We start from the raw sequence: 17,029 nt of genomic DNA, 5'->3' as shown, positions 1-17,029 counted from the left end.
CTTGATCCCGGCACCGGAACGGGCAAGTCGCATCTGGCGATTGCCCTTGCTCGATCCTTTATCCGCAACGGAACGCGGGGGCGCTTCTTCAACGTCGTCGATCTGGTCAATCGGCTCGAGACCGAGCACCGCGGCGGCAAGCAGGGGCGCCTCGCCGACTACATGACCCGTCTCGACTTCGTCGTCCTCGACGAACTCGGCTATCTACCCTTCGCCCAAGCCGGCGGCCAACTGCTCTTCCACCTGATCAGCAGGCTTTACGAGCGCACGTCGATCATCGTCACCACCAACCTGACGTTCGGCGAATGGCCTGCCGTCTTCGGCGACGCCAAGATGACGACCGCGCTGCTCGATCGTCTCACGCATCAATGCGAGATCATCGAAACCGGCAACGAGTCCTGGCGCTTCAAGAACCGCGCCTGATCACCTCATCCAAGCCGATCCGCACTCGCCGGGCTGCGCAACCCCGACCAGCTCCGCCCGGCGAGCGCTAGCCGTCCCGCCTCACAAGGGGGTCAAAATTGGACGCCTATCAAGGGTCAGTTTTGGACGCCGTTTGACAGCGTTGACCATTGATCGATCGTCATCGGCGCTTTGCAGCCAAGCCTTGTTGTCCTGGGTAAACATTGAGAAATGCCGGTTTGCAATGACCACACCGATGGCTGTACCTGGCTTGAGCCGATACCCCATAACTGCTTCAGCTTGCTCCTCGTCTGGTATTTGCGAGACCATGAAGAAATTTTCGCCATGATCGACATCTGTGGGTAAACTGGAAAGCGGGACAGTCAAGGCAAAGCACCTTGTTGTGTCAGCGCGGTAGGAATAGACGCCCCAAGCGCCGTGCTGAGAGAGGAGTGTGGGCGAGGCCTGCGTCCAAGTGGCGGAAAGCGCCAAAGATGCGACGGTCACACCAGCTGTTTTGAAGATCATCGTTTCCTTTCCTGCTCTGTTGCCTCATGGCACGGGCCAACGTGGGCTTCGATGGACACATGCCGGTTTAATAATCTCGGATCGAAACAAGCCGGTCTCCCTTTATCGTGGCGATAACCAGACGGGACGCCTGAGGATAGTATCTCGGCAAAGCAGTCGCTTGATGAGTCAGTATCGCGCCATCAAGTCCACACACCTCGCCTCCCAGTAATCGGATGTCATCCTCCTTGCCATCCACGACAGCTATGTAGTCTCCGTCGTATGGGTAGCCGATTAGCCCGATCTCTTCATATTCTTCCAACTTGCGCATCAGCGTTCGCCCCGAATTAATCCAAAACACGTATGGTCAGTGCGCGATCCAGGCCATGTCGCGGGTACCACGAGATCGGCCCGGCACCACCCAAGCAGGATGCCGGGCCGCAAGGAAGTGCCCTGCAGCTGCACTTCCTCGAACGAGATCGGCTTAACGACCATCAGCGAGCTATCTCACCTGGCTGGAGACAAGCCGCGAAGCGGAACCCTGCAACGCTGTTGCCAACCCAGCTGAAATAATCGCTTGCGTTGAACAGCGCGCAGGGCCGCCATGCGGCGTGCCTGCGCACACAGCTTCGCCGCCAGCGGTTGACCCGACCGTCACCGGCACAATTTCTTTGATGGACTGCGTCACCGCCTCGATCGAGGATGCACTTCCGCTGTCGGCGCTCAGTCGTGCCTTCCCCCCATACGCGTTATGCCATCCGAATGAAGCCCGGGCGCCCGATATTCGTCTCAGCGCATTTTCTGTTGTTGGCTCCAGCTGTACCCCGAAGGCATTTCTCACCGTCAAAGCTGCCCGACGACCAGCCTGCCGCAAGTCAACGGCTTCGGGAAGTTCATCGGCAGGCAAGGAATTCATTCAAGAGTTCTTTCAGCAGGCGGAGCGGCCCAGCGGTTACGGACAGGGGAATTACCGCTGGGCCTGTGAGAGCGCGCTCCTCCCGACTGCAAGCGCTGACGTTCATCAGTACCCGCGCTGCCGCTCCCAGCATCCGGCGGCGGCCCCGCTAGTTGATGCCCAACGTCGAGATTCGCCACCCTCATGCCGTATGTACTGAGCCTGGCCGGAAACTATTCCAGCCTGATAGCCTTTTTTTGGAACGATGCGGTAGGCTGTAGCCCCCGTGCGGGTGGAGAGACTTGGGAAGATTAAAGTCGAGGGTGGGGCAGCTTGGATGCGGCAACGTTGAGGCGCTCCATGCCAAGATTGCGGCTTGGTGGTCGTCGGCTATTTCCATGACTGTCGCCATCTCACCTGCCTCCAGGCGCACCCGCGTCGCGATCAAAAAACGCCGAATGTAAACCAGCTTTCCGATCGACTCTTTGTTATCGACGGGTTGGTACTCCATCACTTCGCGCCGAGCCGGGGCCCTCTTCTGTCGCGACGGCCGACACCGCGATCGCATAGGCAACATCGCTAACGACGCCGGCAGCCCGCCGCCCGTCCCAATCCATCAAGGCATCACTCGCAGCTCTTGCGCCGCCCTATGGCGTTCCGTCACATCGGCCAGGCGCAACCCTGTGCCGCTAATCCTCGCTTCAATCATCGCCGCACCAGCTCCTTAAAAGGCGGCCGCACCCTCTTCTTTCCTTCCGAATGGAAGGCAGGGCAGGCCTGCCCCTGGCCAGTCCGGCGAGGACCGGGAGAGCGGGGGGCAAGCAGAAAACCGGAAGGGGGATCACCCACCCGAAGGGCCGGCCCGAAGCCGCACGCGGATTCGGGTCGGTGCTGCAGGCCGAAGGCCGAAGCATGGGGAATGCCGGTTTTCTGCTTGTGGGGGAGAGAGGGCAGAGCCCTTTCTACCCTCTCGGTGCTTTAAGTTTGGTCGACGATATGCGTCATGCGGACGAGTCTACGCCCAACTGACATGAGAGAGCCTTTGTTGCAAATGCAGGAGTGTGTTGGAGCGACTGTCCTGCGAACGCACTATTGTTGGGCATTGAGAGTGCAGAAGTGAACCGGATCGCGCAGGAGAAAACTGGAGCAGATCGCTGAGATCAGAAGTCAGCCGGAGTGATTTCATTGAACCGCCTATGGCGCGAATCGCACCCTTTCGGACCTTGGTTAAGAAAGGTCTACCGGAAGCAATGACCCGAAGTTGAACTTGGAGCATGGCAACCCAAACGGCCGCAATGGTGCCCAAAGCGGCGTTCTGGCCCGCCGCCTCGATGGCGTTAGCTAATTATCACCAAGGCGAGTAGAAGTGTCTTTGGCAAGTTCAGAGGACAGCCATGGGCCAGGAGCAGGTTGAGCGCCGGCTGGCGGCCATACTGGCGGCCGACGTTGTTGGCTACAGCCGGCTCGTGGAGGCCAATGAGGAAAGCACGCTGGTCGCGCTTCGCCAGCATCGCTACGAGTTCTTCGATCCAACCGTAGTCAAGCATGGCGGGCGAGTCTTCAAGGTGATGGGCGACGGTTTCCTGGTCGAGTTCAGCAGCGTTATCAACGCGGCGCGTTGCGCGGTGGAAATCCAGCGCGGCATGATCGAGCGCAATACGGGGGTTCCTGAGGACCGGCACATCAAGTTCCGCATCGGGATCAACCTCGGTGACATCATCGTCGACGGCGACGATTTCTACGGCGACGGCGTCAATATGGCGGCGCGACTCGAGGGGCTGGCGAGGCCAGGAGGCATTGCCTGTTCGGCGGTGGTCCGCGACCAAGTCGGCAACAAGCTCGAATTGGAGTTTCTCGATCAGGGCGAGAAGACGGTCAAGAACATCGCGCAGCCGGTGCATGTCTATTTCGTCAATCTGGGGGCCGCAAACGGCTCCCTCAAGACCGCGTCAGGCGCTCAGCCGCGTCCGCGCTCCGAGAAGCCGTCGGTGGCGATCCTGCCGTTCGCCAACATGAGCAATGACCCCGAGCAGGAGTTCTTCAGCGATGGCATTACCGAGGACATTATTACCGACCTGTCGAATGTCTCGGGCCTCTTCGTGCTCGGCCGCAACACCGTCTTCACTTACAAGGGCAAGGCGGTGAACCTGGAGCGCATCGCCAAGGAACTGGGAGTTGCCTATGTGGTCGAAGGCAGCGTTCGCAAGGCCGGGAACCGGGTGCGGATCAACGCGCAACTGATCGAAGGGGCGACGGGGGGCCACCTGTGGGCCGACCGCTACGACCGCGACCTCACCGACATCTTCGCCGTTCAGGACGAGATCACCCATACTATCGTCGATCAGCTCAAGGTGAAGCTGCTGCCGGAGGAGAAGAAAGCGATCGAGCAAGCGCCAACGGAGAATGTCGAGGCCTATACCCACTATCTCAAGGGCCGCCAGTTGCTCCACACGTCAACAAAATTGTCGTTGACACTGGGCAGGCGAATGTTCGCCAGGGCGGCGGAACTGGATCCGCTGTATGCACGCGCCTATGCCGGCATGGCGAATTGCGATTCGCGTCTTTATTCCAAGCATGGCGTCGCCATTTCGGCCGACGAAATCCTGGCGACCACCGGCAAAGCATTGGCGATCGAACCCAATTTGGCGGAAGCTCATGCTTCGCGGGGATACGCGTTGATGATCGGCAGCCGTCCCGTCGAGGCGGCTTCCTCTTTCGAAGAGGCGCTCGCGCTCGATCCCAACTGTTATGAGGCCAACCAGCTATATGCCGAGTTTTGCGTCATCAAGGGCGACTTCGAGCGGGCCGCGCAGCATTACCTTCGCGCGATGGAGATTCAGCCCGACGACTATCAGTCGCCGTTATTCCTCACCAGTGTCTTTCAGTCTCTCGGGCGTCCTGAGGAAGCGGCAAAATATGCGCGGCTCGGAGTGAAGCGAGCCGAAGAGGCCCTCCGGTTGCACCCGGAAAGCTCCAAACCCGCACAGCAGGGCGCCTGTGCGCTCGCAGCCCTTGGCGAGCGCGAACGGGCGAAAGAATGGCTGGCGCGCGCCCTGACGATCGATCCTGACGACAACCTCGCCCGCTACAATGCCGCCTGCACTTATTCGCTGCTTGGCGAGCTCGACCGATCTATCGATCTGCTCGAGGTTTGCTTGCAGCAGTTTGGAAGCGATATGAAACTGTGGTTCAAGAACGATTCCGACCTCGATGCCATCCGCAATCATCCACGCTATCAGAACCTGCTCAAACTCACCGAATAGCGATTGCCGAGCGCGAACTGCGCGATACAAGGACCACTTCCTCGGTAGGCCGTCCACTCTTGACTGGCGCGACCGTGCCTTCCGAACAGCGCTGTTGGCGTATGGTGGAAATGATTGTCCATTCACGCTGTTGACCCGAAGCCGCTGTTGCTCGTTCTCCCATCATTGACCGCTTCTGATGCCGGCAGCTGACATTACAGTCTGGGATCTATTGGCTCGCTCTCCAGTGCCAGCACTCCGAAAACGCACTCGTGAACCCGCCTTAGAGGCTCCCTGGCCACGAACCGTTTCAGTGCCTCGTGACCAAGAGCGAGCTCCCTGAGCGCCAAGTTGCGCTTGCCGCCCAGGCTTCGCTCGCGTAACCGCACGAGATTATCAGGGGCGTCGTATTCGGGACCATAGATGATGCGAAGATACTCCCGGCCGCGCACTTTCAACGCTGGCTGGATGAGCCCCTTCTTGCCACGGCTGAGGAAGTCGAGCGGTTTGACCACCATGCCTTCGCCGCCCGAGCCGGTCAGCGCCTCCCACCACGTCGCCGCCTCAGTGTCAGCCGAGCGACCGCGTCCCACCCGCTGCGTGAGGCCATCCGACATAGGGTGGTTGCATCTTCTCTAATTCATCCCTAGATGGGGGAGGAATTAGAGAAGGAGGGACCGATGGCTTCCCCACAGACATTGACATTGAGCGAGGCGGGCTATGTCCTCGACCGGTCAACTACGACGCTGAACAAGGCAGTCGATACCGGTGTCATCCGTGCGAAACAGCGCAGAGTCGGCAAGGCCGTGCAGCGCCTCGTCGGTCCAGCGGAACTTCGCTTTCTGCGACTGGCCGATGAACTCGACAAGGACCTCACTCCTTCTGGCCGGCGGCGCCTCTACGAGGCGTTGCGGAAGTTATCTGCCAATACCCACATGGTGCGATGGGGCAAGCTCGACCTCGACCTCGCGCGGATCGACAGCGATCTGGAAGTCCGCCTCGCACGGCTTGAGCACATTCGAAACTGGGTGGATCGCAGTGAGGACCAGTCCGAGGCTCTGATCCGGGACACTGAGATTCCCGCTCACCTGGTTGCTGCGCTCGCCAAGGAGCAGACCGTCGAGGAGATTCTGAACGATTTTCCATCACTGTCGAAGACACAGGTCGAGGCGGCTATAGAATATGCGAAGGCCTACCCCAAGCGCGGTCGGCCCTATGCGCCCCGGAGCTTGAAGCGGACGCTATCGGAGATGGCTGATCTCGGCGTCTTCGACGGGGACGACAGTCTGGAGGAATCGGCGCCTCGGGCAATTCCGTGACGCTGTATCTGCTCGATGAGAATGTTCTGCGAGAGACGGGAGCCCGGGGCAACGAGAATGTCCGCCGCTGGCTCGCAACGATCGACGACACCGACCTGCGCTTGAGCGCCGCGACGCTGTTCGAAAAGCGCCGCCGGCAGTCACGCCCGGATCAAGTCTGAATGCCCGGAGGCTTCTTATCTGATCTTTATACAGAACGGTGCTGGCAATCGACCACCTCTCTTGCAGGCATGAAAACCGAAAATCGCAGCTCTTTAGTTGGGGTCCGGCGGCCTCCAGGCGGTTGGCCCAGCCGAAGGTAGCAGCGGACAGGATCAGGTCGAGACACTCCAGCTCGCTGAGCCCGACGTCGACCAGCGCCTTGAGCGCGGCCGCGGTTGCCTCGGGTGGCGTGGTCGACAGGCGAGCCTGGAAGTCGAATATTGCCTGGAGGTGCTCATCGAGCGCTGCCTCGAATAATTGACGGTAGGTTGTCGGTATCTTCGCTTCGGTCGCGCAGGAATCGTGTCTGCAGGCCACGGCGCCGATCTTGTCGCAGCGACCACGTCTGGCAACATCCGTTCGCAATGGAACGTGATGGCTGCGGAACTCCCACCGGCTTCGGTTGTTGTGATCGAAGCTTGCATCGCATTCAACAAGTCTTTCCAGGTCCGCCTACGCCTCGCCGCTTTGACCACTCCTTTTTCCTTGCACATGTGGAAAACGGACACTCTTTATCCGCTCCCGATTGTTTGGCCGGGGAGAACAGAATTGCCGGCGACCAAAATCCTGTGGGGTCAGGTCCTGACCGTCATTCTGATAGTGCTCGTCACCACCTGGTGCGCGACACAATGGACTGCATGGCGGCTCGGATTCCAGCCGCAGCTCGGTTCGCCATGGTTCGAATTTGCCGGCCAATCGCTCTATCCACCCCCCGCATTCTTCTGGTGGTGGTTCTTCTATGACGCCTATGCGCCGGAGGTTTTCATCGAGGGGGCCCTGTTTGCCGCCAGCGGCAGCTTCATAGCGATCGCAGTAGCGATTTGGATGTCGGTGTGGCGGGCGCGGGAGGCAAAAAACTCCGCCACCTATGGGTCGGCGCGCTGGGCGACGCGCGACGAAATCAAAGCCGAAGGCATGGTCGGTCCCGACGGCGTCGTGCTCGGCAAGTTGCAAGAAGATTATCTTCGACACGACGGTCCCGAACACGTCCTGTGCTTCGCGCCAACCAGGAGCGGCAAGGGGGTTGGGCTCGTTGTGCCGACGCTGCTGACGTGGCCGGCATCGGCGATCGTCCATGACATCAAAGGCGAAAACTGGGAGCTGACGGCCGGGTGGCGAGCCCGCTTCGGCCGCGTGCTGCTGTTCGACCCGACCAATGCCATTTCCGCCGCGTACAACCCGCTGTTGGAAGTGCGGCGAGGCGAATGGGAAGTTCGCGACGTCCAGAATGTCGCCGACGTGCTCGTCGATCCCGAAGGCTCGTTGGAACGGCGCAACCACTGGGAAAAAACCAGCCACGCGCTGCTGGTCGGCGCTATCCTGCATGTGCTCTATGCCGAGCAGGACAAGACGCTCGCAGGCGTGGCAAACCTTCTCTCCAATCCACAGCAGCGTATCGAAAAGACATTGCGCGCCATGACGCTGACCAAACACCTGGGCGAGGGCGGTCCGCATCCGGTTGTGGCATCGGCCGCACAGGAACTGCTCAACAAGTCCGAAAACGAGCGCTCCGGGGTGCTGTCGACAGCCATGAGTTTTTTGGGACTCTACCGCGACCCTGTGGTCGCGAAGGTGACCTCTCGTTGCGATTGGCGGATCGCCGATCTTGTCGAAGGCGAGCGGCCGACGACGCTGTACCTTGTCGTCCCGCCATCGGATATTAGCCGTACCAAACCGCTCATCCGCCTGGTGCTTAACCAGATCGGCCGCAGGCTGACCGAGGATCTCCATGCCAGGGATCGGCGACAACGACTGTTGATGATGCTCGACGAGTTCCCGGCCCTCGGTCGGCTCGATTTCTTCGAATCAGCGCTCGCCTTCATGGCTGGCTACGGCATGAGGGGCTTTCTGGTTGCGCAGTCGCTAAACCAGATCGAAAAGGCCTACGGTCTCAACAACTCCATCCTCGACAACTGCCACGTGCGTGTCAGCTTCGCCACCAATGACGAGCGCACCGCCAAGCGCGTCTCCGATTCACTGGGCTTGGCGACCGAGCTGCGCGCCATGAAGAACTATGCCGGGCACAGACTTTCCCCCTGGCTCGGACATCTCATGGTGTCGCGCCAGGAAACGGCTCGTGCTCTGATGACGCCGGGCGAGATCATGCAACTGCCACCGACCGACGCCATCGTCATGGTGTCTGGTCTGTTCCCGATCCGGGCCAAGAAGGCGCGCTATTTTGCCGATCCGCGACTTGCCGAACGCGTCTTGCCGCCCCCTCAGCCCGACAAATCCGACGCAACATTGCGCCCCAACGACTGGACCGACTTAACAACTCCCCCGGTACCGGGAGACGTTGCTCCGCAATTGAACCCTCGAATGGAACCGCATGACTCGGCAAATGGCGGTATCCGCCTTCAGCCCGAACTCTCAGAACACGAGGACATCGCGACCGAGCGAACCGCACAGCGCAATGACGAGTTGGACCTCGATCGGGACGAGCCCGACTACGATGCTTCGCGACGACGTTCAGTCGATCTGGCAATGCAGCGCGCCGCACAGCAGGCCAGCCTCGATCGCGATGACGGCATGGAGCTTTGAGCCGTGAAGGGCCCGAAGAAAAAGCGGCTCTCGGCCTATCTCGATCCAGACGTCATGAACGCGCTCGCCGACTATTCGGCACGGCGCGACGTCTCGCTATCGCTGGTCGCCGAGGCAGCGATCGCCTCGTTTCTGTCACCGGACGCCGAGGAGCGGAAGGAGGCGGCAATCACCCGCCGGCTCGACCAGATCGACCGACGCGTGCAGCGTGTCGAGCGCGATGTTGGTGTTGCCATCGAGACACTGGCGCTGTTCGTCAACTTCTGGCTCAGCTCGACCCCGGTCTTGCCGGAATCCGTGCGGGCTGAGGCTCGTGCAAAAGGACCACAGCGCTATGACCGCTTTGTCGCTGCACTGGGTCGCAGGTTGAGCAAAGGGCCAAAACTCCGCCAGGAGATCGCCGCCAATGTCCCGGCCGCGCCACCGGCCGGCACAGATGAGTTGCCGGCGCGGTAGATCGTCGGGCAGGCCGGTGAGGGCCGCCGCACCGCATTTTGCAAGTCACTTCACGCCGCATCGCGATCGCTCGCTTTTGCTTGTTGCAAGGTCGCCATTCCTGCCTCTTCTAATCATCCCGACCTCGGCACGAACAAGCGCGCTGCAAGAAATGGGGATCATCGTGGCAATCGACCATCATCACGGCAGTCAAGCCTTGTCGCGTGGTGCGCGCATGTTGCGTACTGCGCTAGGCCCGGCCATTCAGGCCTTCCTTCAAGATCCGGCGATCGTCGAGGTGATGCTCAACCCCGATGGCCGTCTGTGGGTCGACCGGCTGAAGGAAGGCCTGTGCGCCACTGATCAATTTCTGGCCCCCGCCGACGGCGAGCGCATCATCCGCTTGGTCGCCCATCATGTCGGCGCCGAGGTTCATCCAGCCAGCCCGCGCGTCTCCGCCGAGCTGCCGCAAACCGGGGAGCGCTTCGAGGGCCTGCTGCCGCCTGTTGTAACAGCCCCCACCTTCGCCATCCGCAAGCCGGCGGTCGCCGTGTTCACGCTTCAAGATTATGTCGCCGACGGCCTCATCACCGAGGCCCAGGCCTGCGTGCTCCGGCGCGCCGTAGAAAGGCGAAAGAACGTGCTGGTCGCCGGCGGCACGTCGACTGGCAAGACCACCCTGGTCAATGCGTTGCTGGCGGAGGTGGCGAAGACTTCGGATCGCGTCGTGCTGATTGAGGATACGCGCGAGCTGCAGTGCGCGGCAGCCAATCTGATCGCATTGCGCACCAAGGACGGCGTTGCTTCTCTCTCCGATCTGGTGAAGTCATCATTGCGGCTTCGCCCCGACCGTATTCCCATCGGCGAGGTGCGCGGCGCAGAGGCACTCGATCTGCTGAAAGCCTGGGGCACCGGCCATCCGGGCGGCATCGGCACCATTCATGCGAACTCCGCACTCGGTGCGCTGCGCCGTCTCGAGCAACTCGTGCAGGAAGCGGTCGTCACAGTGCCGCGCGCGCTCATTGCCGAAACCATCGATCTTGTTGCCGTGCTCGCCGGCCGGGGTTCGGCCAGGAGGCTCGTTGAGATCGCGATCGTCGAAGGGCTCGACCCCTCCACCGATGACTATCGAACGCTCCAGGCCAAGCTCGAGACGGAGCCAACCGCGAATTCCCAGTCCCTCATGGAGCTCTAGAGAAATGAATCCGATCCGCTTCCGATCGTCGTCTGTCCGCAATCTCGGCACCGGGCTGCCGCTGGCCATAACGACCGCCACGGCCATGGCGATCGCGCCTGCTCACGCGGCGGGCTCCTCGATGCCGTGGGAGGAGCCGCTTCAACAGATCCTCGAATCCATCGAGGGGCCGGTCGCCAAGATCGTGGCGGTGATCATCATCATTGTTACCGGCCTGTCGCTTGCCTTCGGCGACACGTCTGGAGGCTTCCGGCGCCTGATCCAGATCGTCTTCGGTCTGTCGATCGCTTTCGCGGCGAGCTCGTTCTTCCTGTCCTTCTTCTCCTTCGGCGGTGGAGCGCTGATCTGATGGACGAGGATGTTCGCGGCTTTTTCGCGCCGGTGCACCGCGCGCTCACCGAACCGATCCTACTCGGTGGCGCGCCGCGCGCGATCGCCATCACCAACGCTACGCTGGCCGGCGCGGTCGGCCTGGGATTGAGGCTCTGGATTGCCGGTCTCGCCATCTGGGCGGTTGGCCATTTTGCCGCCGTGTGGGCGGCCAAGCGCGACGCGCAGTTCGTCGACGTGGTTCGTCGGCATTTGCGCTATCCCGCGCATTTCGGCTGCTGAGAGGTTCTTGAGATGATCAACCTGGCCGAATACCGCAAACGCTCATCCAGCCTGGCTGACTATCTGCCCTGGGCGGCCTTGGTCGCGCCCGGCGTTGTGCTCAATAAGGACGGCTCGTTCCAGAGGACAGCGGGTTTTCGCGGTCCCGATCTGGACTCGGCCACACCGGCAGAACTGGTCGGCACGACGGCACGCCTGAACAGTGCGCTGCGGCGTCTTGGCTCCGGCTGGGCGATCTTCGTCGAAGCCCAGCGAAATCCAGCCACCGATTATCCCGACAGCACATTCCCTGACGGCGCTTCAGCACTGCTCGACCTTGAGCGGCGCGAGCAGTTCGAAGACGCCGGTGTGCTGTTCGAGAGCAGCTATTTTCTCACCTTCGTCTGGCTGCCGCCCGCCGAAGAAGCATCTCGGATGGAAAGCTGGCTCTACGAAGGCCGGGACAAGAGCGGCATCGATCCCTGGGAACTCCTGAAGAGCTTTGTCGACCGCACCGACCGCGTCCTCAACCTCATCGAAGGATTTGTTCCCGAAGCCGACTGGCTCGATGATTGCGAGACGCTGACCTATTTGCATTCCTGCGTTTCCACCCAGCGCCATCGCGTTCGTGTTCCCGAAACACCCATGCATCTCGACGCGCTGCTGGTCGATCAGCCGCTTGCCGGTGGGCTCGAACCGCGCCTTGGCGATGTCCATCTTCGCACCCTCACCATCACCGGATTTCCCACGACAACTTTTCCCGGGATCCTCGACGATCTCAACAGACTGGCCTTCCTCTACCGCTGGTCAACGCGGGCGATCATGCTCGACAAATCTGACGCAACCAGATTGGTGACGAAGATCCGCCGCCAGTGGTTCGCCAAACGCAAGTCGGTCGCCGCGATCCTCAAGGAGGTGATGACCAACGAGGCGTCCGTCCTGGTCGATACGGATGCGGCCAACAAGGCCGCCGACGCGGACGCCGCACTTCAGGACCTTGGCTCAGACCATATCGGCGAGGCTTACGTCACCGCCACCGTGACAGTGTGGGATGCCGATCCGTCGATCGCCGACGAGAAGTTGCGGCTGGCAGAAAAAATCATCCAAGGTCGAGACTTCACTTGCATTATCGAAGGCGTCAACGCCATCGAGGCGTGGCTCGGCGGCATTCCCGGCCATGTTTATGCAAATGTGCGCCAACCACCCCTCTCGACCTTAAATCTCGCCCACATGATCCCGCTCTCGGCGGTCTGGGCGGGACCGGCTGAGGACGAGCATTTTGGCGCGCCGCCATTGTTCTTCGCCAGGACGGAAGGTGCGACGCCGTTCCGGTTCAGCCTGCATGTCGGCGATGTCGGCCATACCGTGGTCGTCGGCCCGACGGGTGCGGGCAAATCCGTGCTGCTCGCATTGATGGCACTGCAATTCCGGCGCTACGGCGACAACCAGATATTTGCCTTCGATTTCGGCGGTTCGATCCGGGCGGCCATGCTCGCCATGGAAGGCGACTGGCACAATCTCGGCGGCGATGCGGTAAGCGGGCACAGGGCCGCCGATCGGCTCGCCGCGCTTACCCTGGCCGATCCCCCGGACGCTGCCGACGCCGTTTCGTTGCAGCCGCTGGGCCGTATCCATCACACATCGGAGCGTGCCTGGGCTGCCGACTGGCTCGTCGACATTCTCCTGCGCGAAGGCGTGCTCGTCACGCCGCAGGTCAAGGAGTATCTCTGGTCGGCACTCACCTCGCTGGCCTCCGCGCCGGCTCAGGAACGCACATTGACCGGTCTGACGGTGCTGCTGCAATCCGCGCCTTTGAAGGACGCGCTGCGTCCCTATTGCGTCGGTGGCCCCTACGGCCGGCTGCTCGATGCCGAGCACGAGCGTCTGAGCGAAGCACCAGTACAAGCCTTCGAAACCGAGGGCCTGATCGGCACCGGGGCGGCTCAGCCCGTGCTCGCCTATCTCTTTCATCGCATCGAACAGAGGATGGATGGGCGGCCGACGCTGCTCATCATCGATGAAGGCTGGCTGGCGCTCGACGATGGCGGCTTCGCCGATCAGTTGCGCGAATGGCTGAAGACGCTTCGCAAGAAAAACGCCTCCGTCATCTTCGCCACGCAGTCGCTGTCCGATATCGACGGCTCGCCAATCGCGCCTGCCATCGTCGAGAGCTGTCCGACACGGTTGTTCCTGCCGAATGAGCGAGCAATCGAGCCGCAGATCACTCAGATCTACCGACGCTTTGGCCTCAACGATCGCCAGATAGAGATCATCGCCCGGGCAACGCCAAAGCGCGACTACTACTGCCAGTCGCGGCGCGGCAATCGCCTGTTCGAACTTGGCCTTGGTCCGGTCGCGCTGGCGCTGTGCGCTGCATCCTCCAAGTCCGACCATGCGGAGATCGAGCGCATCATCGGCGAGGGTGGGCGAAAAGATTTCCTGAAGGTCTGGCTTGCCAATCGCGGTCTTTCCTGGGCGGCCGAACTCATTCCCGATCTCACCAATGTCATCGATCAATCTGCAAAGGACATTTCCTCATGAATTGGGTTTGCAGCCATCTTCGCGTCCGTCGCATCGGGGCCGCAACTGTCGTCGCCGTCACCGTCGGGCTGTCATCAATGCCGGCGGCGGCTCTCATCGTGTTCGATCCCAGGAACTACGCCGAAAACCTGCTTTCGGCCTCGCGGGCCCTGGAGCAGATCAATAACCAGATCACCTCGCTTCAGAACGAAGCCCAGATGCTGATCAATCAGGCGAAGCATCTCACCGCATTGCCGACCTCGCTGCTTGGCCAGATCGAAGCCAATTTTTCTGAAATGAAGAGCCTGCTCGACGAGGCAAACAAGCTCGCCTACAGCGTTCAGGATATCGAAAGTCAGTTTGAGTCGACCTACCAGCAGTTCGGGTCCGACCTTTCCAACCAGCAACTTGTCGAGGGCGCGCACGAACGCTGGCAGACATCGGTGTCGGCATTTGAGCATTCGCTGAAAGCCGGCGCCGTCGCCGTCGACAACATTGCGGGGACACAACAACAGACCAGTTCACTGGTTGGCGCAAGCCAGTCAGCCGTCGGCGTCCTGCAGGCGACGCAAGCCGGCAACCAGCTTCTCGCCGTGCAGGCCAAGCAGGTTGCCGACCTCACCGCCATGCTCGCCGCGCAAGGAAGAGCCGCTGTCCTCCAAGAGGCGAGGCAGGCGGCAGCCCAGGAGCAGGCACAAGAGCAGTTCAGCCGCTTCATGACGGGCAGCAGCTACAGCCCGTCATCCGTGAAGATGTTCCACGACTGAGGCTGGTCGCAATGGATCCCAAGATCGCCGCCCGGATGATAGCCGTCCTTGCCCTGGGCGCCGCCATGACCGCCGCCTTCATGGCGTTGCGCGGCAACGGCTCGCAGGACGCGTCCTCCCCGCGCTCCGCACGTCCGGGCGGCGAGCCGGCAGCGATCGAACTTGCCCGCTGTCGAGACATTGGAATGGCGGCGATAGATGATGAAGCCTGCAGGAAGACCTGGGCGAACAACCGTCGGCGTTTCCTGGGCTCGTCGCGCCCAGCTACGCCATACGTGGCTCCATCAATCGAAAATGACCAGAGCCGGCCGCTTCCGTCCGGCGCGAAAAACCAGTCCCACCCCGGAGCTCTCGCGCCATGAACGACACCGGCGTCATCGACCGCTTCCTGGAAACCTTTACCAGCTATATCGATTCCGGATTCGGCCTGGTCGGCGGCGAGGTGGCCTTTCTCACCTCCACCCTCATCGTTATCGACATCACGCTCGCCGGCCTGTTCTGGGCCTGGGGCGCTGACGAGGACGTGCTGCACCGGCTGGTGAAGAAGACGCTCTATATTGGCTTCTTCGCCTTCATCATCGGCAACTTCAATAGCCTGGCCGGCATTGTCTTCGAAAGCTTTTCCGGGCTTGGCCTGAAGGCCGGAGGGTCGGCACTTTCGGGCTCGGAACTCCTGCAGCCGGGACGTGTCGCCCAAGTCGGCATCGACGCCGGAAATCCGATCCTCGAGGCCGCCTCCCAGCTGATGGGATACGTCTCGTTCTTCGAGAATTTTGTCCAGATCGCGGTTCTGATGATCGCCTGGGCGATCGTGCTGATCGCCTTCTTCCTGCTCGCCGTGCAGATCTTCGTGACGCTGATAGAATTCAAGCTGACGACGCTTGCCGGCTTTGTGCTGATCCCTTTCGCACTGTTCAACCGGACCGCCTTCCTCGCCGAAAAGGTACTCGGCAACATCGTCGCTTCCGGTGTGAAGATTCTTGTGCTCGCCGTGATCGTCGGCATCGGCTCCGGCCTCTTCGACGAGTTCACGCAAGGGTTCGGCGCCGAACAACCCACAATCACCGATGCGCTGTCGCTTGTGCTGGGCGCCCTGTCGCTGATGGGGCTCTCGATCTTTGGTCCGGGCATCGCGACAGGACTTGTTTCCGGCGCCCCGCAACTTGGTGCGGGTGCTGCCGTTGGCACGACCCTCGCTGCCGCGGGCGCTGGTGGCGCCGGCGCGATAGGCGCTCGCGCCGGATTGAGCGGCGCAGCAGGCGCGCTCGGTACCGGCGCCCGCACCTCGGCTGCTGCGGCACGTGGCGGCGCGCATTTAGCCGGCAGCACCTCGACTGCCTGGGGAGTTGCCACAGCCACATCGCCGCAGAGCGGCGCAGGCTCAATCGCGGCAGGCGTGGCAGGTGTCGCCAAGGCGGGTGCCGGCGCCGCCATCCAGCCGGTGAAGCAGGCAATGTCGCGTGCGGCCTCAGCCCTGTCTTCCAGCCAGCAGGCTGGCCGTTCTGCCGCCTGGACCGCGACCGGCGCAGTGCAGCCACCGCGAACCTCTTCCTCAGTTGGTGCGCCGAACACCGAATCCGGTGCGGGATCGCCGCCGGCATGGGCGGCTCGCATCAAGCGCGACCAAATGATGCGCCATGGCGCCAGCATGGCCGCGCATTCCATCCGATCCGGCGATCAAGGCAGCGGCTCGATGAATGTTCCCCTCAACCAGGATGATCGCTGATGGATCCCTTCAAACGACCTTCTGTCCGTTACGCAAAAACACCACAACCGGAGACGCCGTATCAACGTGCCGCGCAGGTCTGGGATGAGCGCATCGGCTCGGCTCGTGTGCAGGCGAGAAACTGGCGACTGATGGCATTTGGCTCGCTCGTGCTGGTCGGCGGCTTCGCATCCGCCCTGATTTGGCAATCGACGCGCGGTTCCGTCGTTCCCTGGGTCGTCCAGGTCGACAGCCTTGGCGAGGCGCAGGCAGTGGCTCCGGCCGTTGCCGACTATCGGCCGACCGATCCGCAGATCGCCTGGCATCTGGCCCGCTTCATCGAACAGATCAGAAGCATCCCTGACGATCCCGTCATTGTCCGCCAGAACTGGCTGCGTGCCTATGACTACACCACCGATCGCGGCGCAGTCTCTCTCAACGCCTATGCCCGCCTTAACGACCCCTTCGCCAAAGTCGGCAAGATCCAGATCGCGATCGAAGTCTCCAGCGTCATCCGTGCCTCGCCAGGTTCGTTCCGTGTCGCCTGGATCGAGCGCCGCTACGAGAATGGCAGCCTGGCCCGCGCCGAGCGCTGGACCGCCATCCTCACCATCGTCATTCAACAACCCCGCGATGCCGACCGGCTGAAGGCAAATCCGCTCGGCGTCTACGTCAACGCCATCAACTGGTCGAAGGAACTTTCATGATG

The 17,029-nt window shown here is 61.6% G+C and carries 15 protein-coding genes and 2 pseudogenes; 14 read left to right on the top strand and 3 right to left on the bottom strand.

From position 1 onward, the window contains the following. A pseudogene (locus AC0NID_RS30915) lies at positions 1 to 423 on the top strand (ATP-binding protein); the annotation flags it as partial. Positions 424 to 504: 81 nt separating this feature from the next. On the opposite strand, the gene AC0NID_RS30910 reads toward AC0NID_RS30915, so the two are convergent. Further along, a complete protein-coding gene (locus AC0NID_RS30910; RefSeq protein ID WP_473456462.1) occupies positions 505 to 930 on the bottom strand; it encodes an invasion associated locus B family protein in 426 nt (141 codons plus the stop codon). Between the two features lie 2,268 nt (positions 931 to 3,198). Here AC0NID_RS30910 and AC0NID_RS30905 point away from each other — a divergent pair. Continuing rightward, the gene (locus tag AC0NID_RS30905; RefSeq protein ID WP_473456461.1) at positions 3,199 to 5,067 is read left to right on the top strand and encodes a TPR end-of-group domain-containing protein; all 1,869 of its coding nucleotides are present in this window, start codon (positions 3,199 to 3,201) and stop codon (positions 5,065 to 5,067) included. Between the two features lie 194 nt (positions 5,068 to 5,261). On the opposite strand, the gene AC0NID_RS30900 is transcribed toward AC0NID_RS30905, so the two are convergent. Then, on the bottom strand, positions 5,262 to 5,663 hold the full coding sequence (locus AC0NID_RS30900; protein WP_473456460.1) for a hypothetical protein: 402 nt from the start codon (positions 5,661 to 5,663) through the stop codon (positions 5,262 to 5,264). A gap of 87 nt (positions 5,664 to 5,750) precedes the next feature. On the opposite strand from AC0NID_RS30900, the gene AC0NID_RS30895 reads away from it, so the two are divergent. Beyond that, a complete protein-coding gene (locus tag AC0NID_RS30895) occupies positions 5,751 to 6,365 on the top strand; it encodes a DUF433 domain-containing protein (RefSeq protein WP_473456459.1) in 615 nt (204 codons plus the stop codon). Beyond that, the gene (locus AC0NID_RS30890; RefSeq protein WP_473456489.1) at positions 6,362 to 6,526 is read left to right on the top strand and encodes a PIN domain-containing protein; all 165 of its coding nucleotides are present in this window, start codon (positions 6,362 to 6,364) and stop codon (positions 6,524 to 6,526) included. Before AC0NID_RS30895 ends, AC0NID_RS30890 begins: the two co-directional genes overlap by 4 nt. Positions 6,527 to 6,641: 115 nt before the next feature. On the opposite strand, the pseudogene AC0NID_RS30885 reads toward AC0NID_RS30890, so the two are convergent. Further along, positions 6,642 to 6,818 (bottom strand): annotated as a pseudogene (locus tag AC0NID_RS30885) (peroxidase-related enzyme); the annotation flags it as partial. A 297-nt stretch (positions 6,819 to 7,115) separates the two neighbouring features. Here AC0NID_RS30885 and AC0NID_RS30880 point away from each other — a divergent pair. From AC0NID_RS30880 to trbF, 10 genes are all read left to right on the top strand, one after another. Then, positions 7,116 to 9,107, top strand: coding sequence for a conjugal transfer protein TraG (locus AC0NID_RS30880; RefSeq protein ID WP_473456457.1), 1,992 nt, complete (start codon positions 7,116 to 7,118; stop codon positions 9,105 to 9,107). Positions 9,108 to 9,110: 3 nt separating this feature from the next. Continuing rightward, positions 9,111 to 9,563, top strand: a complete 453-nt coding sequence (locus tag AC0NID_RS30875) for a CopG family transcriptional regulator (protein WP_473456456.1) — start codon at positions 9,111 to 9,113, stop codon at positions 9,561 to 9,563. Between the two features lie 214 nt (positions 9,564 to 9,777). After that, positions 9,778 to 10,737 (top strand): P-type conjugative transfer ATPase TrbB, encoded by a 960-nt coding sequence (gene trbB / locus AC0NID_RS30870; RefSeq protein WP_473456487.1) that lies wholly within the window; start codon positions 9,778 to 9,780, stop codon positions 10,735 to 10,737. Between the two features lie 85 nt (positions 10,738 to 10,822). Further along, positions 10,823 to 11,086, top strand: coding sequence for a TrbC/VirB2 family type IV secretion system protein (locus AC0NID_RS30865; protein WP_292237304.1), 264 nt, complete (start codon positions 10,823 to 10,825; stop codon positions 11,084 to 11,086). Beyond that, positions 11,086 to 11,349 carry a VirB3 family type IV secretion system protein gene (locus tag AC0NID_RS30860; RefSeq protein ID WP_473456455.1) on the top strand — a complete coding sequence of 88 codons (264 nt, stop codon included), beginning with the start codon at positions 11,086 to 11,088 and terminating at the stop codon, positions 11,347 to 11,349. The genes AC0NID_RS30865 and AC0NID_RS30860 overlap by 1 nt, the downstream gene beginning before the upstream one ends. Positions 11,350 to 11,361: 12 nt before the next feature. After that, a complete protein-coding gene (gene trbE / locus AC0NID_RS30855; RefSeq protein WP_473456454.1) occupies positions 11,362 to 13,869 on the top strand; it encodes a conjugal transfer protein TrbE in 2,508 nt (835 codons plus the stop codon). After that, positions 13,866 to 14,615, top strand: coding sequence for a P-type conjugative transfer protein TrbJ (gene trbJ, locus AC0NID_RS30850; RefSeq protein ID WP_473456453.1), 750 nt, complete (start codon positions 13,866 to 13,868; stop codon positions 14,613 to 14,615). The genes trbE and trbJ overlap by 4 nt, the downstream gene beginning before the upstream one ends. A gap of 11 nt (positions 14,616 to 14,626) precedes the next feature. Next, positions 14,627 to 14,977: a putative entry exclusion protein TrbK-alt gene (trbK-alt, locus tag AC0NID_RS30845; protein WP_473456452.1), complete on the top strand. Its 351-nt coding sequence runs from the start codon at positions 14,627 to 14,629 to the stop codon at positions 14,975 to 14,977. Then, complete coding sequence (gene trbL, locus AC0NID_RS30840; RefSeq protein WP_473456451.1) at positions 14,974 to 16,341, top strand: P-type conjugative transfer protein TrbL; 1,368 nt, start codon at positions 14,974 to 14,976, stop codon at positions 16,339 to 16,341. The genes trbK-alt and trbL overlap by 4 nt, the downstream gene beginning before the upstream one ends. Then, complete coding sequence (trbF, locus tag AC0NID_RS30835) at positions 16,341 to 17,027, top strand: conjugal transfer protein TrbF (protein WP_473456450.1); 687 nt, start codon at positions 16,341 to 16,343, stop codon at positions 17,025 to 17,027. Before trbL ends, trbF begins: the two co-directional genes overlap by 1 nt. The last annotated feature ends 2 nt before the right edge of the window (positions 17,028 to 17,029 follow it).

Source organism: Mesorhizobium sp. WSM4821 (assembly GCF_055901555.1).
The sequence above is the reverse complement of the archived record's forward strand: the minus strand, read 5'-3'. Positions and strand labels throughout refer to the sequence as shown.